Here is a 23,502-nt window from a genome sequence, read left to right as displayed (position 1 = left end):
CAGACAAAAATACCCCGACTAGAATTGGTAGTCGGGGTAATGCGTCGCGTATATTCATGGGTTCCGCGTCTGCGCACAACAAAGACGCGGAGTAGTTCAGTAAACGCACTGTATCGCGCCAGGAGTCGAATTGTCAACCGAGCAATTTCGGAAAGAGCAGCAATTCATCACAGAGCTCTACGCACGACTCGACGACCTGCGGGACCAGGCCGAGGCCGCCGTCGACCAGGCACTGCGCACCCCCGGCGTGGGCAGCAGCCAGGGCCGTCTCGAACGGGACGTGCTGGTGGCCGAGCAGTCCGGGCTGCTCGCCGCCTTCAACGCGGGAGAGGCCGGGCTCTGTTTCGGGCGGCTCGTCTTCCGGGACGGGCGCGACCACCACATCGGCCGGATCGGAATTCGCAAGAACGATCCGAACCGCACCCCGCTCGTCGTCGACTGGCGCGCCGAAGTCGCCCGCCCCTTCTATCTCGCCACCGGTTACGAACCCATGGGGCTCAGCCGCCGCCGGCACATCACCACCCGCGGCCGCGAGGTGACCGCCCTCCACGACGAGGTGCTCGACCTCGCCGACACCACCCGTACCGGGCACGAGAACCGGGACGCCGACGAGGTGCTGCTCGCCGCGCTCGACGCCGCCCGCACCGGCCGCATGCACGACATCGTGCAGACCATCCAGGCCGAGCAGGACCGCATCATCCGCTCCCCGCACCGCGGCGTCCTCGTCGTCGAGGGCGGCCCCGGCACCGGCAAGACCGCCGTGGCCCTGCACCGCGCCGCTTACCTCCTCTACGCACACCGCGAGCAGCTCGCCAAGCGTGCCGTCCTCATCGTCGGGCCCAACCCGGCCTTCCTCGGCTACATCGGCAACGTCCTGCCCTCCCTCGGCGAGACCGGCGTCCTCCTCGCCACCCCCGGCGAGCTGTACCCCGGCGTCCGCGCCACCGGCACCGACACCCCGCGCGCCGCCGCGGTCAAGGGCGCCGCCGCCATGGCCGACGCGCTCGCCCGGGCGGTACGGGACCGCCAGCAGGTCCCCGAACGCGGGGAGCCCCTCGTCGTGCCGCACGACGACGGCGACCTGATCATCGACTGGGACATGGCCCTCGAAGCCCGCCACAAGGCCCGCGAGACCTACCTGCCGCACAACCTCGCCCGGCCCTACTTCGTCTTCCACCTCCTCGACGCGCTGGCCGAACAGCTGGCCGACCGCATCGGCGCCGACCCCTACGGCGGCCCCAACTTCCTCGGCCCCGACGACCTCGCCCTCCTCGCCAAGGGCGTCGCCGCCAACCCCGACGTGCACGCCGCCATCGACACCCTCTGGCCGCCGCTCACCCCCCAGGAGTTCCTCGCCGACTACCTCGCCGAGCCCACCCACCTCCCCGACGCGGACGCCGACGCCATCCGGCGCGACGGAGGGGAGTGGACCCCGGCCGATGTGCCGCTGCTCGACGAGGCCGCCGAGCTCCTCGGCGAGGACGACTCGGCCGCCCGCGCGGCCGAGGAGGCCGAACGCCAGAAGCAGATCCAGTACGCCCAGGGCGTCCTCGACGTCTCCTACGCCTCCCGGACCTACGAGTTCGAGGACAAGGAGGAGCAGGACAAGGACGCCTCCGAGGTCCTGTCCGCGCACGACATCATCGACGCCGAGCGGTTCGCCGAGCGCCACGAGGAGGCCGACCACCGCAGCGCCGCCGAGCGCGCCGCCGCCGACCGCACCTGGGCCTTCGGCCACATCATCGTCGACGAGGCGCAGGAGCTGTCCGCGATGGCCTGGCGGCTGCTGATGCGGCGCAGCCCGACCCGCTCCATGACCCTGGTCGGCGACCCGGCCCAGACCGGAGATGCGGCCGGCGTCGGCTCGTGGGAGAAGATCCTCGCGCCGTACGTGGAGGACCGCTGGGAGCTCGTACGCCTCGGCGTCAACTACCGCACACCCGCCGAGATCATGGCGGTCGCCGCCGAGGTCCGGCGCGCGGCCGACCCCGGCTTCGAACCGCCGCGCTCGGTCCGCTCCACGGGCGTCGAACCCTGGGAGCGGACCGCCGAGGACCCCGTGAAGGAGGCCGCCGACGCCGTGGCCGCCGAGCTCCGGGCCGAGGGACGCCTCGCGGTGATCGCACCGTCGGCCCTGCACCCGGCGCTCACGGCCGCGCTGCCCGACGCCTCCTTCGGCCCGGCGCCCGACCTGACCCGGCCGGTGGTGCTGCTCGACCCCCGGCAGGCCAAGGGCCTGGAGTTCGACACGGTCCTCGTCGTCGACCCGGACGCCATCCGCACCGGCGCCCCGCACGGCGTCAACGACCTGTACGTGGCGCTGACCCGGGCCACTCAGCGGCTCGGCGTCATCTCACGCCGGGCGTAGCCAGACCGTCGCCAGCGGCGGCAGCGTCATCCGTACGCTCGCCGGACGGCCGTGGGACGGCACCGTCTCGGTCTTCACCGGGTCGGTGCCCACCACGTCGCTGCCGCCGTACCGCGCCGCGTCCGTGTTGAGGACCTCCGTCCAGGCCGCCACCGTCTCCGGCACCCCGAGCCGGTAGTCGTGCCGTACGACCGGGGAGAAGTTGCAGACCGCGAGCAGCGGCGAGCCGTCCTTGTCGTAGCGGAGGAAGGCGAAGACGTTGTCCTCGGCGGCGTCCCCGACCACCCACTGGAAGCCCTCCGGGACGGTGTCCCGCTCCCAGAGCGCCGGAGTCCGCCCGTACACCGTGTTCAGGTCGCGCACGAGGTCCCGCACACCCCGGTGGTCCGGCTCCGCGTCGTACGCCGGGTCGAGCAGCCACCAGTCCGGGCCGTGGTCCGCCGACCACTCCGCGCCCTGCGCGAACTCCTGCCCCATGAACAGGAGTTGCTTGCCCGGGTGAGCCCACATGAAGCCCAGGTACGCGCGGTGGTTGGCGCGCCGCTGCCACCAGTCGCCCGGCATCTTGGAGACCAGCGCCTGCTTGCCGTGCACGACCTCGTCGTGCGAGATCGGCAGGATGTAGTTCTCGCTGTACGCGTACACCATCGAGAAGGTCATCTCGTTGTGGTGGTACTTGCGGTGCACCGGCTCCTTGGACACATAGCCCAGTGAGTCGTGCATCCAGCCCATGTTCCACTTCATGCCGAAGCCCAGACCGCCGAAGCCGCCCGGACCGACCTGGTCCGTGGCCCGGGTGACGCCGTCCCAGGCCGTCGACTCCTCGGCGAAGGTGATGACACCCGGGCAGCGCCGGTACACCGTCGCGTTCATCTCCTGGAGGAAGGCGACGGCGTCCAGGTTCTCCCGGCCGCCGAACTCGTTCGGGACCCAATCGCCGTTCTCACGGGAGTAGTCGAGGTAGAGCATCGAGGCGACCGCGTCCACCCGCAGGCCGTCGATGTGGAACTCCTCGCACCAGTACACCGCGTTGGCGACCAGGAAGTTCCGCACCTCCTTGCGGCCGTAGTCGAACTCGAGCGTCCCCCAGTCCGGGTGCGCCGACTTGCGCGGGTCCTCGTGCTCGTAGAGCGGGCGTCCGTCGAACTCCGCGAGCGCCCAGTCGTCCCGGGGGAAGTGCGCCGGGACCCAGTCCATGAGGACGCCGATCCCGGCCCGGTGCAGCGCGTCGACCAGGTACTTGAAGTCGTCGGGGGTGCCCATCCGGGACGTGGGGGCGTAGAAGCCGGTGACCTGATAGCCCCACGAGCCGCCGAAGGGGTGCTCGGTGACGGGCATCAGCTCGACGTGGGTGAAGCCGAGGTCGCGGACGTACGCGGGGAGCTGCTCGGCCAGCTGCCGGTAGGTCAGCCCCGGGCGCCACGAGCCCAGGTGGACCTCGTAGACCGAGAACGGCGACTCGTGGTGCGGCCGGGCGCCGCGCCCCGCCATCCACTCCGCGTCGCCCCAGGTGTGATGCGAGTCCGTGACGATCGAGGCGGTGTTCGGCGGGCACTCCGTACGGCGCGCCATCGGGTCGGCGCGCAGGGTGTGGGAGCCGTCGGGGCGGGTGATGTCGAACTTGTAGACCGCGCCCTCCCCGATGCCGGGCACGAACAGCTCCCAGACACCGGTCGCGCCGAGCGAGCGCATGGGCAGCCCGGTGCCGTCCCAGTAGGTGAAGTCGCCGGTGACGCGCACACCGCGGGCGTTCGGGGCCCAGACCGTGAAGCGGGTGCCGGTCACACCCTGGTGGGTCATCGGCCGGGCGCCGAGCGCCTTCCACAGCTCCTCGTGCCGGCCCTCGCCGATCAGATGCAGATCGAGCTCACCGAGGGAGGGCAGGAAGCGGTACGGATCCTGCACGGCGAGCTCGTCGCCGTCGTAGCGCACCCGCAGCTCGTACTCGGGCACCTTGCGCAGCAGCGGCAGCAGTCCGGAGAAGAGGCCGTCGCCGTCGTCGTGCAGCGGGGTCCGCTTCCCCTTGGCGATGACGGTGACCTCACGGGCGTACGGACGCAGGACCCGGATCGCGACGCCGCCGCGCACGGGGTGGGCGCCGAGCAGCCCGTGCGGATCGTGGTGCTCCCCGGCGAGCAGCCGCGCCCGGTCGTCCGCGCCGAGCGGCGGCGCCTTGCGCACGCCTCCCGCGCGGCCCCCTCCGGCCTCCGCGCGGGGCGCCGGCGTCTTGGCCGCGGCCGTCGTCGTCGCCTTCGTCACGGTCTGCGCCGTGGGCACTTCGGCGGTCGTGGTGCGGGCCGTCTTGCGTGCGGATCGGGCGGTCACGGGGTGGCCTCCTGTACGAGGGGGGCGGGCAGGGAAGGGAGCAGGGGTGGGCGCGAGGCGAACCCGATGGTTCCCACGCAACCGCAACGTGCGGCGAGCCGCACAGGACACTCGGCCGAACGGGGCCCAGGCGGGCGCGCCCGGTGGAGGCGCCGCCTCCCCGTCGAGGGCCGGGCGGTCATTCCACTCCCGCGAGGCGGTGGATCGCCGCCATCGGGACCGGGAGCCAGTCGGGGCGGTGACGGGCCTCGTAGACGACCTCGTAGACCGCCTTGTCCGTCTCGTAGGCGCGCAGGAGCGCCGGGTCCGAGCGGGGGTCGGCGCCGGAGGCGTCGGCGTAGCCCGCGCAGTAGGCCGCGCGGCAGCGGGCCGCCCACTCGGCGTTCCAGGGGCGGTGCGTGCGGGCCGCGTAGTCGAACGAGCGGAGCATGCCCGCGACGTCGCGGACCGCCGGCTGCGGCCGGCACCGCTCGGCGAGCGGCTTCGCGGGCTCGCCCTCGAAGTCGATCACCGCCCAGCCGCCGTCCGTCGCTCGCAGCGTCTGCCCCAGGTGCAGATCGCCGTGGACCCGCTGGAGCCGTCCGGCGCCGACCGTCTCGCTCGCCGCCGCGAAGACGGCCCGCAGCCCCGGGACGTACGGCAGCAGTGCCGGCACCGCCTGCGCCGCCGCGTGCAGTCGCTGCTCCATCGCCTCGGCCAGATGCGCGGCCCGGGTCCGGTGCAGTCGCTCGGTGGGCAACGCGTTCGCCAGTGCGAGATGTACCTCCGCCGTGGCCCGGCCGAGCGCGTGGGCCTCGGTGGTGAACTCCCGGCCCTCGGCGAGCGCGTCGAGCGCGAGCCGCCAGCCGTCCCGGGAGTCCCGCAGGAACGGCTGGAGCACGCCGAGGGTGCTGGCGCCCGACTCGAACCAGGCGACCGGCGCGGGCACCCGCGCGCACCCTGCCCGGGCCAGGGCCAGCGGCAGCTCCAGGTCCGGATTGGCGCCGGGGCTGACCCGGCGGAAGATCTTCAGAATGTACGTTTCGCCGTACACGAGCGAGGAGTTGGACTGCTCGGCGTCCAGCACTCTGGGCGCGAGCGAGGCGGGCAGCTCGGCGGTCCGATGGAACCGGAGCGGTCCGATCCGGCCTGGTGAGCGCAGGCGTTCGTAGAGCAGTCCGGCGAGCCGCGGGTCGCGCAGCCCTTCGTAGACCGCCCGTCCGGCCAGCGGTCCCTGCCGGATCCGCCCGATCAGGGCGGGAGCGAGGCGCGGCGGCAGCTGTGATCTGACGCCGAGCAGCAGTTGATAACAGTCCGCGGGCGTTCCGGCCGGGCGTGCCGGCTGTTCGACCCGTACCAGCAGATGCAGCAGCCCGGGTCCCGTGCCGTCCAGCGGCAGCAGCTCGGTGGCCGCTTCCAGCGTGAATCCGGTGACCCGCCTCCCCTTGCCCGCGAACCAGCGCTGCCGGGGCAGCCATTCATGGAGCAGGGGAGCGAGTGACGGGAGGAGGGCGGCCGGGGCCCGGGTGGTGGATGCGGTCTCCGGCATGGCATCGCGTCCTTTCCCCGGGGGGCGCAGAATCGAGTACAAATGCGCAGAGTGTCCCGGATGGCGGCTTCGGCTGTCCGGATGTGCGGGACGTGTCGGGAGGGAAGATCCGTATGGGCCCGACAAGAGGCCCGTATGGACCTGATTCCCCCCATGAGGGGCTGAAGGGTGTGTGGGTCACAGTGCCCAGGGTGGCGCGGGAGAAACCCGCCCCACCCGGGGCACTTGTCCGGCGCCCCGTCAGTCGCGGTTGGCAAGCGCCTTCTTCAACCGGAACCAGTAGAAGCCGTGACCGGCCAGCGTCAGCAGGTACGGCCACTGGCCGATCGCCGGGAACCGCACCTGACCGATCAGCTCCACCGGGCTCATTCCGGCGAATTGGCGCAGATCCAGCTCCGTGGGTTGCGCGAACCGCGAGAAGTTGTTCACGCAGAGCACGAGATCGTCCCCATCCTCCCGGAGGAAGGCGAGCACGGCCGGATTGGACGAGGGCAACTCCGTGTACGAGCCCAGACCGAAGGCTCGGTTCTGCTTACGGATCTCGATCATCCGTTTCGTCCAGTGGAGCAGCGAGGAGGGCGAGGCCATCCCCGCCTCGACGTTGGTGACCTGGTAGCCGTAGACCGGGTCCATGATGGCCGGCAGGCTCAGCCGGCCCGGATCGCAGGAGGAGAACCCCGCGTTCCGGTCGGGCGTCCACTGCATCGGGGTGCGCACCCCGTCCCGGTCACCCAGCCAGATGTTGTCGCCCATCCCGATCTCGTCGCCGTAGTACAGCACCGGCGAGCCCGGCAGCGAGAACAGCAGAGCCGTGAACAGCTCCATCTGGTTGCGGTCGTTGTCGAGCAGCGGGGCGAGCCGCCTGCGAATGCCGATGTTGGCCCGCATCCGCGGATCCTTGGCGTACTCCGCGTACATGTAGTCGCGTTCCTCGTCCGTCACCATCTCGAGCGTCAGCTCGTCGTGGTTGCGCAGGAAGATGCCCCACTGACAGCGGGACGGGATCGCCGGCGTCTTGGCGAGGATCTCCGAGACGGGGGTGCGCGACTCCCGCCGTACCGCCATGAAGATCCGCGGCATCACCGGGAAGTGGAACGCCATGTGGCACTCGTCGCCGCCGGAGGGGAAGTCGCCGAAGTAGTCCACGACGTCCTCCGGCCACTGGTTCGCCTCGGCGAGCAGCACCGTGTCCGGGTAGTGGTCGTCGATCTCCTTGCGGACCCGCTTGAGGAAGGCGTGGGTCGCCGGAAGGTTCTCGCAGTTGGTGCCCTCCTGCTGGTACAGGTACGGCACCGCGTCGAGGCGGAAGCCGTCGATGCCCAGGTCCAGCCAGAACTTCAGCGCGGACAGGATCTCCTCCTGCACCGCGGGGTTCTCGTAGTTGAGATCCGGCTGGTGCGAGAAGAAGCGGTGCCAGTAGTACTGCTTGCGGATCGGGTCGAAGGTCCAGTTGGACGTCTCCGTGTCGACGAAGATGATCCGGGCGTCCTGGAACTGCTTGTCGTCGTCGGCCCAGACGTAGTAGTCGCCGTACGGTCCGTCCGGATCGGTGCGCGACTCCTGGAACCACGGATGCTGGTCGCTCGTGTGGTTCATGACGAAGTCGATGATCACGCGCATGCCGCGCTGATGCGCCGCGTCGACGAACTCCACGAAGTCGGCGAGGTCACCGAACTCCGGCAGCACGGAGGTGTAGTCGGCGACGTCGTACCCGCCGTCCCGCAGCGGCGACTTGAAGAACGGGGGCAGCCACAGGCAGTCGACGCCGAGCCACTGCAGATAGTCCAGCCTGGCGGTGATGCCCTTGAGGTCGCCTACGCCGTCGCCGTTGCTGTCCTGGAAGGACCTGACGAGCACTTCGTAGAAGACGGCCCTCTTGAACCAGTCCGGGTCACGGTCCTTGGCGGGCGTGTCCTCGAAGGTGTCGGGGACGGGTTCGTTGACAGTCATGAGGTGGGTGACCCTCCGATCGACGGGGACGGTCGCAGAGCGAGGACGTGCGCGGGCCTGACGCCCGGCTCGAGGCGCACATAGTTGGCTCTGCCCCAGTGATAGGTCTCGCCGGTGAGCTCGTCGCGCACCGGTACGGTCTCGTGCCAGTCGAGGCCGAGCTCCGGCATGTTCAACGAGACCGTGGCCTCCTGGGTGTGGTGCGGGTCGAGGTTGGCGACCACCAGAACCGTGTTCGAACCCGACCGCTTGCTGTACGCGATCACCGCGTCGTTGTCGGTGGAGTGGAACCGCAGGTTGCGCAGCCGGCGCAGGGCCGGGTGCCGGCGCCTGAGCCGGTTCAGCGTGGTGATGAGCGGGGCGATCGTGGCCCCCGAACGCTCCGCCGACTCCCAGTCCCGGGGCCGCAGTTGGTACTTCTCGGAATCGAGGTACTCCTCGCTGCCGTTCCGCACCGGGGTGCCCTCGCACAGCTCGTAACCGGCGTACATCCCCCAGGACGGAGCCAGGGTCGCCGCGAGCACGGCCCGCACCTCGAAGGCCGGCCGGCCCCCGGTCTGGAGGTAGGCGTGCAGGATGTCGGGCGTGTTCACGAAGAAGTTCGGCCGCATGTAGGCGGCCGCGTCGCCGGACAGCTCGGTGAGGTACTCGGTCAGCTCCTGCTTGGTGTTCCGCCAGGTGAAGTAGGTGTACGACTGCTGGAAGCCGATCGCCCCGAGGGTGTGCATCATCGCGGGCCGGGTGAACGCCTCCGCCAGGAAGACCACGTCCGGGTCGGTCCGGTTGATCTCGCCGATCACCCGCTCCCAGAACACCACCGGCTTGGTGTGCGGGTTGTCGACGCGGAAGATCCGTACGCCGTGGTCCATCCAGTGGCGCAGGATCCGCACGGTCTCGGCGACGATCCCGTTCATGTCCTTGTCGAACGCGATCGGATAGATGTCCTGGTACTTCTTCGGCGGGTTCTCGGCATAGGCGATCGAGCCGTCGGGCCGGTGGTGGAACCACTCCGGGTGCTTCTCCACCCAGGGGTGGTCCGGAGAGCACTGCAGGGCGAAGTCCAGCGCGATCTCCAGCCGCAGCTCACGGGCGCGGGCCACGAAGGCGTCGAAGTCCTCGATCGTGCCCAGGTCCGGGTGGACGGCGTCGTGCCCGCCCTCGTGCGAGCCGATCGCCCACGGCACCCCGACGTCCTCCGGACTCGCGGCCAACGCGTTGTTGGGGCCCTTGCGATGCGTGGAGCCGATGGGGTGGATGGGCGGGAGATAGACGACGTCGAAGCCCATCGCCGCGATGGCCGGCAGCCGCTCGGCCGCGGTGCGGAACGTCCCGGAAACGGTCCTGCCCCGGACCTTCCTCACCCCCTCCGAGCGGGGGAAGAACTCGTACCAGGAACCGAACAGCGCCCGCTCGCGCTCCACCTGGAGCGGCAACGGCGGTGAGGCGCTGACCAGTTCGCGCAGCGGGTGGCGGTCAAGGGTCTCGGTCACCCGGGGGGCGAGCGCCGCCGCGAGCCGGGCCGCCGCGGGGCGGGACTCGTCGCGCAGCGCGTCCACGGCCGCGAGGACCGCCTCCCGGCCCCCGCCCTTCTTCGGAACCCCCTTCGCGGCGCGCTCGTGCAGCTCGGCGCCCTCGGCGAGCACGAGCTCCGAATCGATCCCGGCCGGAATCTTGATCTTGGCATGGTGGCGCCACGTGGCCACGGGATCGCTCCAGGCCTCGACCGTGTAGGTCCACAGGCCCTCGGCGTCAGGGGTGACCTCGGCACCCCATCGGTCGGTGCCGGGCGCCAGTTCGCGCATCGGGGTCCAGGGCCCGGGGCGCCCGGACGGGCCGCGCAGCACGACATTGGCGGCGACCGCGTCGTGGCCTTCGCGGAAAACGGTGGCCGTCACCTCGAACGTCTCTCCGGCCACCGCCTTCGCGGGCCGGCGGCCACAGTCGACCAGCGGGCGGACGTCGAGAACGGGAATACGTCCCATGAGCGGATTCACAGCATCACCTGAGGGTTTACGGGGGTGCGGGTGGTGGTGCGCTCTTTGTAGCTCCGTCGACGGCTGGCGGGTTGCGGGCATGGCCGCTCCTGTCCGCGTTCACTCGGATGGCGGGTCTACGAGGGTGTACCGGAGGAGCCTTCCCCCCCTTTTCGGGTGGGCAATCCGGCGCTTTGTTAACTACTCGGACGTAGCCACGAGGACAAGCGCCCGGCAGCCACAAGAAACCGGCCCCGTCCTTGCGGGACGGGGCCGGTTTTTTGGGGCTCCGGACCGGGAGCAGGGCGCCTGTGGGGGCCGGTCAGCCCTGGGGGGAGGCCGGTTGTTCCTCCGTGTCGGCGGACCATACCTGCCACGGCTGGCGCGTCACCCACTCCTCCACCGGCGCCGGGGTCACCCCGAGCACCTCCGCGGAGACCCCGTCGTCCGCCGCCATCAGCAGCGGATCGGTGCCGGTCGCCATGTAGTGGTAGATCCCCGCCACCCCGGCCGCCGCCTGCGGACCGAGCAGCTGGGCGAGCCCGCGCTCGAACACGTCCGGCGACAGCGGCAGATAACGCACCGTTCGGCCCAGCCCCCGGCCGAACGCCTCCGCCAGGTCCTCGCCGGTCAGCGAGTGCGACCCGCCGATGTCGAACGTGCGGCCCTCCAGACCGTCCGTGGTCAGCGCCGCGTACACCGCCTCCGCCAGATCCCGGTGCGAGATCCAGGCCGTCGGCGTGGACGCCGGCAGCGGATAGGCCAGCACCCCGTCGTTCACCAACGCCGGGCCGTTCCAGGGCGAGAAGAGGTTGTCCAGGTACACCGGCGGCCGCACCACCACCAGCGGAACGCCGCTGTCCCGGAGGACGTCCTCGGCGATCCGCCGCGTCTCGAAGGCGGCCACCGCGGTCGACCCCTGAGGGATGCGGGTGTTGGCGTTGTAGACCAGACGTACGATCCCGGTCTCCAGAGCCGCCCGCGCGATGTTCCGCGCGTACAGGGCCACCCGCTCCGCCTCGTACACCAGCGGCATCACCACCGAGGCGTGGGTCGCGCCCTCGAACAGCCGCCGCACGTCCGCGGCGTTCCCCAGGTCGCCCGCGACGAAGCAGGCCCCCGGCAGGGGCGGGCGGTCACCCTCCGGGCGGCGGGTGAGCGTACGGACCCGCTGGTGCCGCTCGGTCAGCAGGCGGGCCACCGCGCCACCCTGGAAACCGGTCGCGCCCACGACCGCCACCCTCATCGGAATCTGTCTGGACATGTGTCGTAGAGGCCCTTCGATAGGCTGTGACTGCTGCCGTGACGGCTTCCTCAGGCTGGCGGCGGCGGCTTCGGCCGATCAATTAACAAACCGGGGCGGAAGTTGAAGGATCGTCCATGGACACCGTGGGAACCGACTGTGACGACCGGCGTGGGGAGGGCCTCGACGACCAGCGCGAGGACCTCCTGAGCGAACTGCTGAAACCGCTCCGCCTCACCGGCGTCTTCGACAGCCGCTGGCACGTCCGCGCGCCCTGGGCCATCGAGGGCGACGCGGAACAGAGCTGTGCCGTGCTCCACTACCTCGTCGAGGGCGGCTGCTGGATCACCGGCGAGGGGCAGACGCCCATGGAACTGCACGCCGGAGACCTGATCGTCTTCCCCACCGGCACCGCCCACCGGCTCTCCGACCGGCCCGACCGGCAGGGCGTGCCGCTCAAGGCCGTGCTGCCCGAGCGCCAGCCCGGCACCTCCGGCGAGATCGTCATCGAGGGCACCGGCACCGAGAGCCGTCTGCTGTGCGCCGGGCTCCACTACGACGCCAGCGCCGCCACGGGTCTTTACAAATCGCTGCCCTGGGCGCTGGTCCTCGACGGTGCCCAGGTCGGCCGCGAGCCGCTGCTCCGCGACACCCTGCGGCTGCTCGCCGACCCCGGCCGGCCGATCGGACCCGGGGACCGGCTGATCACGTTGCGTGCCTTCGAGATGGCCCTGGTGCTCGCCCTGCGCCCGCTGCTGCGCGAGCTCACCGACACCCCCGACGCGCTGCCCGTGCTCCGCCACCCGGGCATCAGCCGGGCCCTGGTCATGATCGCCACCCGGTTCGCCGAGCCCTGGACCATCGACTCACTCGCCCGGGAGGTCGGCATGTCCCGCTCGGCGTTCACCGCCGCCTTCCGGGAACTCGTCGGCGAGGCACCCGCCCGCCACCTCACCGGCCGGCGGATGCAGGAGGCGGCCCGGCTGCTCGCCGAGACCTCCATCCCGCAGTCCGCCGTCCCGCCCCGGGTGGGCTACCAGAGCGCCGTCGGCTTCCATCTCGCCTTCCGCAAATGGTTCGGCATGACACCGGGGGAGTACCGCTCCGGCTACGACAACGCTGCCTGACCTCGGGATCTGGGCAAAAGCCACATGACCGGAAGCTGACTGGCCGGTTCTTAAGGACCGCTGGACGGACGTTCATTGCCCCGGCGCCACGCACCGTACAGGCTCGGTCACGGCCAGACGGCCGTGCACACACGAGGAGAGGCGATAAGCGGTGACGAGGTCCGGGCAGGAGTATCTGGAGGCGCTGCGCGACGGGCGCGAGATCTGGCTGGACGGAGAGCGGGTCAAGGACGTCACCACGCACCCCGCCTTCCGGGCCGCCGCGGCCTCCTTCGCCGGTCTCTTCGACCTCGCCCACGACTCCCCGCGGACCCCGGTCCTCGTCCAGGGCGGAGTGCACCGCGCCTACGCCGTGCCCCGCTCCTACGAGGACCTGGTCGCGCGACGCCACGCGTACAAGGTGTGGGCCGAGGCGAGCTACGGCTTCCTGGGCCGTACCCCCGACTACATGGCCTCCGGCGCGGCCGGGTTCGCCGCCGCCCCCCAGGTCTTCACCACCGACCGCTACGACGGCGCCGACAACGCCCTCGCCTACCACCGCCGGCTCGCCGAGGGCGGGCTCTACTCCGCCTTCACCATCACCGACCCCGCCTCCGGGCGCGGCGAGGACGACCTGACGGTCCGCGTCGTCGAGGAGCGCGCCGACGGCATCGTGGTGCGCGGCGCCAAGACCATCGGCACCGGGGCGGTGTTCGCCGACGAGATCCTCGTCGGCACCATAGAGCCGCTCGCCCCGGAGGACACCGAACGCGCGTTGACCTTCTCCGTACGGGTCGACACCCCCGGCCTCAAACTCATCTCCCGGACCTCCTACGAGGAGCGGGCCCGGTCCGTCTTCGACCACCCGCTCTCCTCGCGGTACGACGAGAACGACGCGCTGCTCGTCTGCGACGACGTGTTCGTACCGTGGGAGCGGGTGCTGACCTACCGGGACGTGGACGCGACCGCCGCGATGTGGTGGCGGACCCCGGCCTACCTCAACTTCGTCCACCAGTCGGCGACCCGGTTCTGGACCAAACTGGAGTTCCTGACCGGTCTCGCGATCCTCATCACCCGGTCCAACGGCACGGACAAGCTGCCGCCCGTCACCCAGGCCGTCGGGCGGCTGCTCGGCATGGTCGCCCAGGCCAAGGCGTTCGTGCTGGCGGCGGAGGCGTCATGGGAGCCGGTCGACGGGGGCCGGGGCGGGGTGCGGCCCGGCCAGGAGATCTCCTTCGCCCAGCGGATCATGGCCGGCGAGCTGTACCCCCGGGCCGTCCAGGACATCAAGCTCCTCGCGGGCGGCGCGATCATCCAGACCCCGGCGAGCGGCCGGGACCTGCTCCACCCCGAACTGGGGCCGCTGGTCCGGCAGTACTTCCGCACCCCCGGCCATCCGGCGGAGGACCGGCTCAAGCTTCTCAAACTCGCCTGGGACGCCCTCGGCTCCGAGTTCGCCGGCCGCCACGAGCAGTACGAGCGCTTCTACCAGGGCGCCCCGCACGTCTATCTGACGATGCAGAACTGGGCGGGCGCCGCCGACGACTGCGCGAACCTGGCCCAGTCCTGCCTGGACGGCTACGACCTCGGGACGACCACGGGCCCGACGGCCACCGGGGCGACCGCCGGGACCGGCCGGTGAGTGCCGGCCGGGTGCCCAGCGTGCGCGGCGCCCTCGCGCTGCTCGCGTCCACGCAGCTGCTGCTGATCCTGGACACCGCGATCGTCAACGTCGCGCTGCCCTCGGTCGGCGAGGACCTCGGCTCCGGCTCCGCCGGGCTCTCCTGGGTGGCCAACGCGTACCTCATCACCTTCGGGGGACTGCTGCTGCTCGGCGGTCGCACCGCCGATCTCCTCGGCCACCGCGGGGTCTTCCTCGCCGGCATCGGGCTGCTCGCCGCGGCCTCGGCCGTCGGCGCGGTCGCCCCGAACGCGAGCGCCCTGATCGCCGCCCGCGCCGTCCAGGGCGTCGGCGCCGCCCTCGCCGCGGCCGCCGCGTTCGCGCTGCTGCTCGCCCTCTTCCCCGACGGCCCTGCCCGGCACAAGGCGCTCGGCGCGTTCGCCGCGATGGGCGGTCTCGGCGGCGTCCTCGGTACCGTCCTCGGCGGCGTCCTCACCGACCTCCTCGGCTGGCGCTCGACCTTCTGGCTCAACGTCGTCGCCGCCGCCGTGCTCGCCGTGTCGGCGCGCTCGGCTCTCCCCCGGGCGCCGGTCCGGCCGCCGCGGTCCACCGGCGGGCGCTTCGACCTCGCCGGGGCCCTCACCGCCACCGGCGGGCTCGGCCTCGTCGCGTTCGCGCTCGTCGGCGGCGGCGAGTCCGGGTGGCTCTCCGCCCGGACCCTCGGCGCGGGTGGCGCCGGACTCGTCCTCCTCGCCGCCTTCGCGGTCATCGAGACCCGGGCCGCCGTCCCTCTCGTACCACCCGCCGTCCTCGCCCGCCCCGCCGTGCGGCTGGCCAACGCCCTCAGCGCCCTCGCCCAGATGGCGCTGTTCCCGATGTTCTTCCTGGTCAGCCTCTACCTGCAGAGCGTGCTCGGCCACTCCCCGCTCGGCGGCGGCCTCGGGCTGCTCCCGCTCTCGCTCGTCGTCGTCGCGGTCGCCCCGCAGACCGGCCGGATCATCCTCCGGCTGGGGCTGACCCGCACCACGACCCTCGGCTTCGCGCTGCTGTGCGCCGGCACCCTGTGGCTGGCCCTCGCGCTCACCGCCGACGGCACCTTCTTCACCACCGTCCTCGCGCCCAGCCTGCTGCTGGGCCTCGCCCTGCCGCTGGTCATGGTCACCACCAATGTGGCCGCCACGGCCGAGGCGGCACCCGAGGAGACCGGACTGGCATCCGGACTCGTCAACACCAGCCAGCAGTTCGGCTCGGTGCTCGGGCTCGCCGTTCTGGTGGCCATCGCCACCACCCGTACCGACGCTGCCACAGCAGCGGCTCAGACCACCGGCTTCAGAGCCGCGCTCCTCGTCGCCGCGGCCTTCGCCGCCGTCGCGGCGCTGCTCTCGGTACGCCTGCGCCTGCGCCTGCCCGCCCCCGCGACGGCGCCACCGCGCCGGGACCGGGCGGCCGAGCATACCCACGGTGACCACGTGGGTGACCACATCTGACCTCGGCCGGTGAGCCGAAGGGGCGCGCGGCTGTAGCGAGGGAGAACGCGCACGGGTCCCGAGGAACGAGGGGGCCGGGCACGATCGACCGTCGACAGTCGCACCCAGCGCCCCGGAGGCGAACCGAGCCCAACGAAGAGGGGCCTTTCCCTTGACCCTGTACGACCTTGTCGCGCCCGGTCTCGACGAACGCGGCGATCCCCGCTACCGCATCGCCGACATACGCGCCGCCGATCCGCTCGGCGCCGACGCCCTGCTCGCCGCACTGCCCGCGATGAACGCCGACGCCGACGTCCCGGCGCTCACCGTGGCCCTGCGCACGCTCGTCCCCGACCCGGACCGGGCCGCCGAATGGAGCGTGGAGGCCGCCCTGGCGGCCATGCGCGACCTCGGCATCCTGCTCGGCTCGCTGAAACGTCACGGCGTCCAGCCGGTCGCCGCCGTCCCCGAGGTCCTGCCCGTCCTCGAACTCCTGGGCCGCCGCACCGACATGGTGCCCCGGGACACCGTCCACCACTACACGACCTGGAACCCGCTCGGTCCGCGCCAGCGCATGTACACCGGCCACCCGATGGAGGGGCACCTCCAGGAGGCCGTCCGGATGGCGTTCCCGGGCCTGGTCGCCGCACTCGACACCTGTGCGCGGGTCGCCCGGCTCGAACCGTACGATCCCGGCTTCGCGGTCGCCCTCGACCGCACCGCCCACCACGTCCAGTCGATGGTCGACTCCATCGACTTCACCGTCGCCCACGTCACCCCGGAGTACTTCGCGCTCACCCTGCGCCCCTACTTCGAGGAGATCGAGGTCGCGGGGCGCGACTACCTCGGCCCGGCGGCCGCGCAGGTCCCCCTCTGGCTCGTCGATCTGACGCTGTGGCAGTGCGACCGCTCCCACCCCGACTACGACGCGTTCCTCGCCGAGTCGGTCCAGTACAGCCTGCCGTCCTGGCGGGACTTCCACGCCCGGCACATCGGCGGCGTCTCCGCCGTCAGCAAGCTGTCGGCCGCGATCAGCTGGGAGGACGTCGACCGGCTGCCTCCGCAACTGGAGGCGTCCGCCCAGGCCCTCGCCCGGGTGCTCAAGATCCTCAAGACCTTCCGGGCGCGCCACATCGGCATCGCCCGCAAGGCATACCGCGACGACCTGCGGCTGTACGAGGAGGGAAGCGGCGGGGCCCCGATCGCCCTGCTGCGCTCGATACTCGACCTGACCAGGGACAACGAGACCATGGTGCGCCGGACGACGGGCGGCCGTCCGGTAGCCGGGTCTCGGAGGTCGGCGGCGTGAGGGAGTACCCGATGATCCCCACGTCCCGGACGACCGTTCCCCCGTCCCCGGAGCATCCGCTCCCGGACGTTCACCCGGACGGCGGGCGCGACCTGCCCGGCACCGGCCCCCTCCATGTCGTCGTCGCCGGCGGCGGCGTCGCGGGCCTCACGGCCGCACTCGCGCTGCACGCCGCGGGGTTCGACCGCGTCACCGTCGTCGAGGCGGTCCGGACCAGCCGTCCGGTCGGCGCCGGGCTCAACCTCATGCCCAACGCCGTCCGCGAACTCGACGCGCTCGGGCTCCTCGGCCGCCTCGAGGCGGGCGCCCTGCGCACCCGCGAACTGCGCTACTACCACCGCTCCGGCGGTCTGATATCCCGGGAGCCACGCGGGCTCGGCGCCGGCTACCGCTGGCCCCAGCTCTCCGTCCACCGGGCCCACCTCCAACAGGTCCTGGCCGACGCGGTACGGGAACGGCTCGGACCGGCCGCCCTCATCGGCGGCGTCCGCGTCACCCACGCCGAGACGCTGCCCGACGGCCGCCCCCGCATCCAGCTGGAGCACCGCGACGGCGCCACCCGGGGCCGGGCCTCCCTCGAACCGGACGTGCTGATCGGTGCCGACGGCATCCGCTCGGCGGTCCGGGCCGCGCTCAACCCCGGCGAGGGCAGTCCACCCTGGAACGGGAAGCTGGTGTGGCGGGGGGTCTCCCGGATACCGGCCCGAGCCATCGGCGGCTTCATGCTCATCGCCGGGGACGACCGGCAGAAGGCCGTCGTCTACCCCATGAGCCGGCCCTCGGGAGCGGACGGCACGGTCCTGGTCAACTGGGCCCTCGCCCGGCCCGCCGGGGACGCGACCGAGGAGCGGGGGCGCGAGGAGTACCGGGGCGACTGGAACCGCGCCGTCCCCGTGGAGGCGTTCCTGCACCACTACGAAGGGTGGGAGTTCGGCGGCGTCAGCGTCCCCGACATCGTGAAGGCCGCCGAGTCGGCCCATGAGTACCCCATGGTCGACCGCGAGCCCCTCGCGCGCTGGACCCACGGCCGCACCACCCTCATCGGCGACGCGGCCCACGCGATGTACCCGATCGGCTCCAACGGAGCCACCCAGTCCATCGTCGACGCCCGCGCCCTCGCCCACGCGCTGGCCCGCCACCGTGACCCGGCGGCCGCCCTCGCGGCGTACGAGGAGGACCGCAGACCTGCCATGACGGCCCTGCAGCGGGCCAACCGGCGGCTCGGGCCCGAGGTCGTCATCGATCTGGCGCACCAGCGGGCACCGGACGGCTTCACCGACATCCGCCAGGTGATCCCCGCGCCGGAACTCGCCGCCATCGCCGCCCGCTACGCCGCCGCCGGTGCCTTCGACCCGGCATCCGCCAACCGGGACTCCCCGTACGGGACACGCCGCCCGGTGTCCGCCGCCCTCCCCGCTCTCTCCGTCGGCGCGCCGCGCTGACGCCCCGTCCGGGCCACGGCACCACCCCCGCGCGCCGTGGCCCGGACGGACGGCGGTGGCTTACCTTCGGTGGGTGGCACAGCGCGACGCACAGCGTGGTGCGTCCGCCCCGCTCCGCTCTCCCCTGCGAAGGTGGAACACGTGAAGGCAATCCGTCGATTCACCGTGCGCCCCGTCCTCCCCGACACCCTTCGACCGCTCACCGACCTGGCGCGCAACCTGCGCTGGTCCTGGCACGAGCCGACCCGTGAGCTCTTCAACTCCATGGCCCCCGCGGCCCCGGCAGACCACCGCACCGACGACGGCGACCCCGTCCGGCTGCTCGGCTCCGTCTCCGCCGCCCGTCTCGCCGCGCTCGCCGCCGACCAGGAGTTCCTGGACAGGCTGCGGGCCGCGGCCGAGGACCTCGACCACTATCTGCACGCCCCCCGCTGGTACCAGGAGCACCAGGAACAACACGGTGGGCTGCCCGCGTCGATCGCCTACTTCTCGCCCGAGTTCGGCGTCACCGCCGCCCTGCCGCAGTACTCCGGCGGCCTGGGCATCCTCGCCGGCGACCACCTCAAGGCCGCCAGCGACCTCGGCGTCCCGCTGATCGGCGTCGGACTGCTCTACCGGCACGGCTACTTCCGCCAGTCCCTCTCCCGTGAGGGCTGGCAGCTGGAGCACTACCCCGTCCTCGACCCCGGCGAGCTGCCGCTCTGCCTGCTCCGCGACACCGACGGCGCCCCCGCCACGGTCACCCTCGCCCTGCCCGGCGGCCGCACTCTGCACGCCCACATCTGGACCGCGCAGGTCGGCCGGGTCCCGCTGCTGCTGCTCGACTCGGACGTCGAGGAGAACGCCCCCGGCGAACGGAACGTCACCGACCGCCTGTACGGCGGCGGGAGCGAGCACCGGCTCCTCCAGGAGATGCTCCTCGGCATCGGCGGCGTCCGGGCCGTCCGCGCGTACTGCCGGCTCACCGGCACCCCGGCGCCCGAGGTCTTCCACACCAACGAAGGCCACGCCGGCTTCCTCGGCCTCGAACGCATCCGCGAACTGGCGGGCCGGGGCATCGGCTTCGAAGCCGCCCTGGAGGCCGTCCGCGCGGGGACCGTCTTCACCACCCACACGCCCGTCCCCGCCGGCATCGACCGCTTCGAGCGCGGCCTCGTCGCCCGCCACCTCGGCGACGACGGTGAACTCCCCGGCCTGGACGTGGGCCGGATCCTCGCCCTCGGCGACGAGACCCCGCTCGGCGGCGAACCGGGACTCTTCAACATGGCCGCCATGGGGCTGCGCCTGGCCCAGCGGGCCAACGGCGTCTCCACCCTCCACGGAGGCGTCAGCCGCCAGATGTTCGCCGGGCTCTGGCCCGGCTTCGACCCGGACGAGGTACCGATCGGCTCCGTCACCAACGGCGTCCACGCCCCGACCTGGACAGCGCCCGAGGTCGGCCGGCTGCGCCCCGACGCCGACGACCGTGAACTGTGGGAGCTCCGCCGCACCCTGCGCGAACAGCTGGTCACGGAGGTACGGGAACGGCTGCGGGCCTCCTGGCGGCAGCGGGGCGCCGGAGCCGCCGAACTCGGCTGGACCGACTCCGTCCTCGACCCCGACGTCCTCACCATCGGGTTCGCCCGCCGGGTCCCCTCGTACAAACGGCTCACGCTGATGCTGCGCGACCCGGACCGGCTGCGGGCCCTGCTGCTCCACCCCGAACGGCCGGTCCAGCTCGTCGTGGCCGGCAAGGCGCACCCCGCCGACGACGGCGGGAAGCGGCTCGTGCAGGAGCTCGTGCGCTTCGCCGACGACCCCCGGGTGCGGCACCGGATCGTGTTCCTGCCCGACTACGGCATGGCCATGGCCCGCAAGCTCTACCCCGGCTGCGACGTCTGGCTCAACAACCCGCTGCGGCCGCTGGAGGCGTGCGGGACCAGCGGGATGAAGGCGGCCCTCAACGGCTGCCTCAACCTCTCCGTCCTGGACGGCTGGTGGGACGAGTGGTTCGATCCCGACTTCGGCTGGGCCATCCCGACCGCGGACGGGGCGGCGGCGGCCGACGAGGAGCGCCGCGACGACCTGGAGGCGGCCGCGCTCTACGAACTCGTCGAGCGGCGGGTCGCACCGCGCTTCTACGACCGCGGCCCGGACGGCGTACCGGCCCGCTGGACCGCGATGGTCCGCAGGACGCTGGGCGACCTCGGGCCGAAGGTGCTCGCCGACCGGATGGTCCGCGAGTACGTGGAGCGGCTGTACGCCCCCGCCGCGGCGGCGCACCGCGCGCTCGACGGCGAGGCGGCACGGGAACTGGCCCACTGGAAGGCCCGGGTGCGGGCCGCCTGGCCGAAGGTCGCCGTCCACCACGTGGAGGTCGGCGAGCTCGGCGAGGACCTCGGCGACGCCGAGCTCGGCGCGACGCTCGCGGTGCGGGTGGGGGTGTCGCTCGGCGAACTGCGGCCGGACGACGTGGAGGTCCAGGCGGTCACCGGCCGCGTCACCCCCGACGACACCCTCGCCGACCCCCGGGTGTGCGCCCTGAAACCGGCGGCGGGCGGCGGCCCCGACCTGGAGGGCCGGCGGATCTACGAGGGCTCCCTGGTCCTCGACCGCACCGGCCCCTTCGGCTGCACGGTCCGCGTCCTGCCCTCCCATCCGCGGCTCGCCTCGGCGGCGGAGCCGGGTCTGGTGACCTGGCCGACGGACGCGGTGGCGGAGGGAGCGGGCGTGCTGATGCGCTGACCCGCGGCCGGGTCAGCCCAGCTTCGCCCGGTCGGTGAGGCGACCGTCGGTGAAGCAGAGCCGGTAGACCGGGATCGCCGCGAGCAGCGTCGTCCGGTAGTAGAGGCACTCGTCCTTCCTGGGCGGCTCGGCGGGGGCCCGCCGCGGCGGGCCGTCCAGGGGGCGGGCGGGCAGCCGTTCACCGACCTCGGCACGGGACTGTCCCAGCCGGATGTCCGCGTACTCCTCCGGCTCCAGATACGACTGGGCCTGCGTGTACAGGCCGACCGCGCCCATGAGCAGTGCCAGCGCGGCGAGCAGGGCGAGCGGGATCCAGATCGCCTGGGCGAGGCCCTTGCGCACCTGCCGCCGCGCCCGGTCCAGCTCCCGCGCGGAAGTCGGCGCGGCGGGAGGCGCGGCGGCCGCGGGCCCGGGCGGGCGTGTCGGAAGGACGGCGCTCACCTCGAAACCCCCGTCGTCCGTGCCCCCGTGCCGCAGCACCCCGCCGGCGAGCCGCACCCGCTCATCGAGCCCCACGAGCCCCGCGCCGCCGGACGCGAGTCCGTCCGTCCCGGCCCCGCCCGGGACGGGGGGACCGTTGACGACCCGCACCTCGACGGCCTCGTCGGTGTGCGTGATCCGCACCTCCACGGCCGCCCCCGGCGCGTGCTTCGCCGCGTTGGTCAGCGCCTCCTGCACCACCCGGTGCAGCGCCCGGCCGGCCATGGCCGGCCGGGGCTCCTCCCCGGCGTCCCGGCCTTCGCCGCGTACCGTCAGTGCCACCGCGAGCCCCGAGGCCCTCGCCCGCGCGACCATCTCCTCGACCGGCTCGTCCGGCGGGGCCGTCGGGGCCGGGGTGTCCTCCGTGCGCAGGACGCCGATGATGTCCCGCAGGCGGGACGTCGCCTCGCCCGCCGCGCGGCGCAGTTCGCCCGCCGCCCGCCGCTGGTCGGCGTCCAGGCCGGGCGCCACCTCCAGGGCACCCGCGCGGATCGCGATCAGCGCCAGGTCGTGACCGAGCGAGTCGTGCATGTCTCCCGCGATGCGCGAGCGTTCCCTCAGGCGTTCGCGGTCGGCGACGGCCGCCTGCTCGCGTTCCATCCGGTCGGCCAGTTCCCAGCCGCTCCGGACGAGCCGGTCGTACTGCCGTACGTAACGGCCGATCAGCCACGGCGCCACGACCGCGAGCGCCAGCACCAGCAGCAGCGTGAACCACTGGCCGAGCGAGGCGCTGGTCAGCCGGGTCAGGAGCAGCCCCACCGCCGCCACGGCCCCGAACAGCCACAACGCCGCCCGGGTGTGCTCCTGGCGCCGCCCGGCCAGATAGCCGAAGGCGATCAGCGCGAGGGTGTACGAGGCGGTGTACAGCTCCAGGGAGGCGGCCAGGCTCGCCCCGACCGTGATGCCGACCGGCGCCAGCGGCCGGCGCCGGCCGGCCGCCACGCACACCCCGAGAACCGCCACCCCGGCCGCCACCCGCGCCCAGGACCCACCGTCGTTCGGATCGGAGCGCAGCAGGACCGGGACGCTGAGCAGCACCCACAGGCCCAGGTCGAAGAGCCGCTCACGCATCGGGCGCCTCCGGCACCAGACCCGCCTCGTACGCGAGGACCGCGAGCCGCACCCGGTTGCGCAGCTCCAGACGGGCCAGGACCGCGCTCACATGCGCCTTGACCGTGCTCTCGACGACGAACAGCCGCGCCGCGATCTCCGCGTTCGAGAGCCCGGCGCCCACCAGCGCCACCACCTCCCGCTCGCGGCCGGTCAGCGGCTCCAGCAGGGCCCGGGCCCGAGCGGCGCGGGAGAGGCGTTCGCCGCCGAGGGTGTCGAGGACCCGGCGGGCGACGACGGGGGAGAGGAACGCCGCGCCCTCCGCCACGGCCCGGACGCCCGCGATGAGCTCCCGTGGATCGCCGGACTTCAGCAGGAACCCGCTCACCCCGCCGCCGAGCGCCCGTGCGATGTACGCGTCCTCGGAGAACGTCGTCAGCATGACGACGGCCGACTCCGGCACGGCGGTGCGCAGCTCCTCCGCCGCCCCGAGCCCGTCGAGCCGGGGCATCCGGATGTCGAGCAGGACGACGTCCGGCCGGTGCCGTCGCGCGAGCTCCACGGCCTCGCGCCCGTCCCCGGCCTCGGCGACGACGTCGATCCCGGGGTCGGTGGTGAGGATGGCCTTCACACCGGCCCGGATCATCGTCTCGTCGTCCGCGAGAAGCACCCTGATCATGAGGCGCAACCCTATGCGGACGCGCGACCGCCCGGAGGGACGAGTCCCTCCGGGCGGTCGCGACGCACCGTGCTTACGGGAACGTGAGCTTGAAGCCGTTGATGTAGCCGGTGTCCTGGGCGGCCCTGTCCTGGACGCGGAGCTTCCAGGCGCCGTTGGCGACCTCGCTGGAGGCGTTGACGGTGTAGGTGGCCTTCACGTTGTCGGCCGAGTCGGAGGACGAGAACGGCTTGAGGTT

15 protein-coding genes are annotated in these 23,502 nt (G+C 72.6%); 7 read left to right on the top strand and 8 right to left on the bottom strand.

Features of this window, described 5'->3' with window-relative positions:
• Nucleotides 1–130: 130 nt before the first annotated feature.
• Nucleotides 131–2,368, top strand: coding sequence for a UvrD-helicase domain-containing protein (locus ABZY12_RS18010; RefSeq protein ID WP_356891304.1), 2,238 nt, complete (start codon nt 131–133; stop codon nt 2,366–2,368).
• Here the strand turns inward: ABZY12_RS18010 and glgB are convergent.
• The 5 genes from glgB to ABZY12_RS17985 all read right to left on the bottom strand — a co-directional run bounded on the left by glgB (nt 2,354) and on the right by ABZY12_RS17985 (nt 11,408).
• Complete coding sequence (gene glgB, locus ABZY12_RS18005; protein WP_356891302.1) at nt 2,354–4,693, bottom strand: 1,4-alpha-glucan branching enzyme; 2,340 nt, start codon at nt 4,691–4,693, stop codon at nt 2,354–2,356. The two genes, ABZY12_RS18010 and glgB, sit on opposite strands and share 15 nt — an antisense overlap.
• A 178-nt stretch (nt 4,694–4,871) precedes the next feature.
• Nucleotides 4,872–6,221 (bottom strand): maltokinase, encoded by a 1,350-nt coding sequence (locus tag ABZY12_RS18000; protein WP_356891300.1) that lies wholly within the window; start codon nt 6,219–6,221, stop codon nt 4,872–4,874.
• A gap of 240 nt (nt 6,222–6,461) precedes the next feature.
• Nucleotides 6,462–8,171, bottom strand: coding sequence for a maltose alpha-D-glucosyltransferase (treS, locus tag ABZY12_RS17995; protein WP_356891298.1), 1,710 nt, complete (start codon nt 8,169–8,171; stop codon nt 6,462–6,464).
• Nucleotides 8,168–10,153 (bottom strand): alpha-1,4-glucan--maltose-1-phosphate maltosyltransferase, encoded by a 1,986-nt coding sequence (locus ABZY12_RS17990; RefSeq protein WP_356891296.1) that lies wholly within the window; start codon nt 10,151–10,153, stop codon nt 8,168–8,170. The genes treS and ABZY12_RS17990 overlap by 4 nt, the downstream gene beginning before the upstream one ends.
• Before the next feature lie 313 nt (nt 10,154–10,466).
• Nucleotides 10,467–11,408: an NmrA family NAD(P)-binding protein gene (locus tag ABZY12_RS17985; protein ID WP_356891294.1), complete on the bottom strand. Its 942-nt coding sequence runs from the start codon at nt 11,406–11,408 to the stop codon at nt 10,467–10,469.
• A gap of 116 nt (nt 11,409–11,524) precedes the next feature.
• Here ABZY12_RS17985 and ABZY12_RS17980 point away from each other — a divergent pair, with 116 nt between their 5' ends.
• The 6 genes from ABZY12_RS17980 to glgP all read left to right on the top strand — a co-directional run bounded on the left by ABZY12_RS17980 (nt 11,525) and on the right by glgP (nt 21,055).
• Nucleotides 11,525–12,514: an AraC family transcriptional regulator gene (locus tag ABZY12_RS17980; protein WP_356891292.1), complete on the top strand. Its 990-nt coding sequence runs from the start codon at nt 11,525–11,527 to the stop codon at nt 12,512–12,514.
• 151 nt (nt 12,515–12,665) lie between these two features.
• On the top strand, nt 12,666–14,135 hold the full coding sequence (locus tag ABZY12_RS17975) for a 4-hydroxyphenylacetate 3-hydroxylase N-terminal domain-containing protein (RefSeq protein WP_356891290.1): 1,470 nt from the start codon (nt 12,666–12,668) through the stop codon (nt 14,133–14,135).
• Between the two features lie 11 nt (nt 14,136–14,146).
• Complete coding sequence (locus ABZY12_RS17970) at nt 14,147–15,601, top strand: MFS transporter (protein WP_356891288.1); 1,455 nt, start codon at nt 14,147–14,149, stop codon at nt 15,599–15,601.
• A gap of 151 nt (nt 15,602–15,752) precedes the next feature.
• Nucleotides 15,753–16,889 carry a monodechloroaminopyrrolnitrin synthase PrnB family protein gene (locus ABZY12_RS17965; RefSeq protein ID WP_356891286.1) on the top strand — a complete coding sequence of 379 codons (1,137 nt, stop codon included), beginning with the start codon at nt 15,753–15,755 and terminating at the stop codon, nt 16,887–16,889.
• 11 nt (nt 16,890–16,900) lie between these two features.
• Nucleotides 16,901–18,331 carry an FAD-dependent monooxygenase gene (locus ABZY12_RS17960; RefSeq protein ID WP_356891284.1) on the top strand — a complete coding sequence of 477 codons (1,431 nt, stop codon included), beginning with the start codon at nt 16,901–16,903 and terminating at the stop codon, nt 18,329–18,331.
• Nucleotides 18,332–18,472: 141 nt separating this feature from the next.
• Nucleotides 18,473–21,055, top strand: a complete 2,583-nt coding sequence (gene glgP / locus ABZY12_RS17955) for an alpha-glucan family phosphorylase (protein ID WP_356891282.1) — start codon at nt 18,473–18,475, stop codon at nt 21,053–21,055.
• Nucleotides 21,056–21,067: 12 nt separating this feature from the next.
• Here glgP and ABZY12_RS17950 read toward each other — a convergent pair whose 3' ends face one another.
• From ABZY12_RS17950 to ABZY12_RS17940, 3 genes are all read right to left on the bottom strand, one after another.
• Nucleotides 21,068–22,606, bottom strand: a complete 1,539-nt coding sequence (locus ABZY12_RS17950) for a histidine kinase (protein ID WP_356891280.1) — start codon at nt 22,604–22,606, stop codon at nt 21,068–21,070.
• Complete coding sequence (locus ABZY12_RS17945) at nt 22,599–23,264, bottom strand: response regulator transcription factor (protein ID WP_356891278.1); 666 nt, start codon at nt 23,262–23,264, stop codon at nt 22,599–22,601. The genes ABZY12_RS17950 and ABZY12_RS17945 overlap by 8 nt, the downstream gene beginning before the upstream one ends.
• A gap of 73 nt (nt 23,265–23,337) precedes the next feature.
• The coding region (locus ABZY12_RS17940) for a proprotein convertase P-domain-containing protein (protein WP_356891485.1) at nt 23,338–23,502 on the bottom strand (165 nt) is incomplete at its 5' end.

Source organism: Streptomyces sp. NPDC006551 (genome assembly GCF_040611675.1).
Taxonomy (GTDB): Bacteria; Actinomycetota; Actinomycetes; order Streptomycetales; family Streptomycetaceae; genus Streptomyces.
The sequence above is the reverse complement of the archived record's forward strand: the minus strand, read 5'-3'. Positions and strand labels throughout refer to the sequence as shown.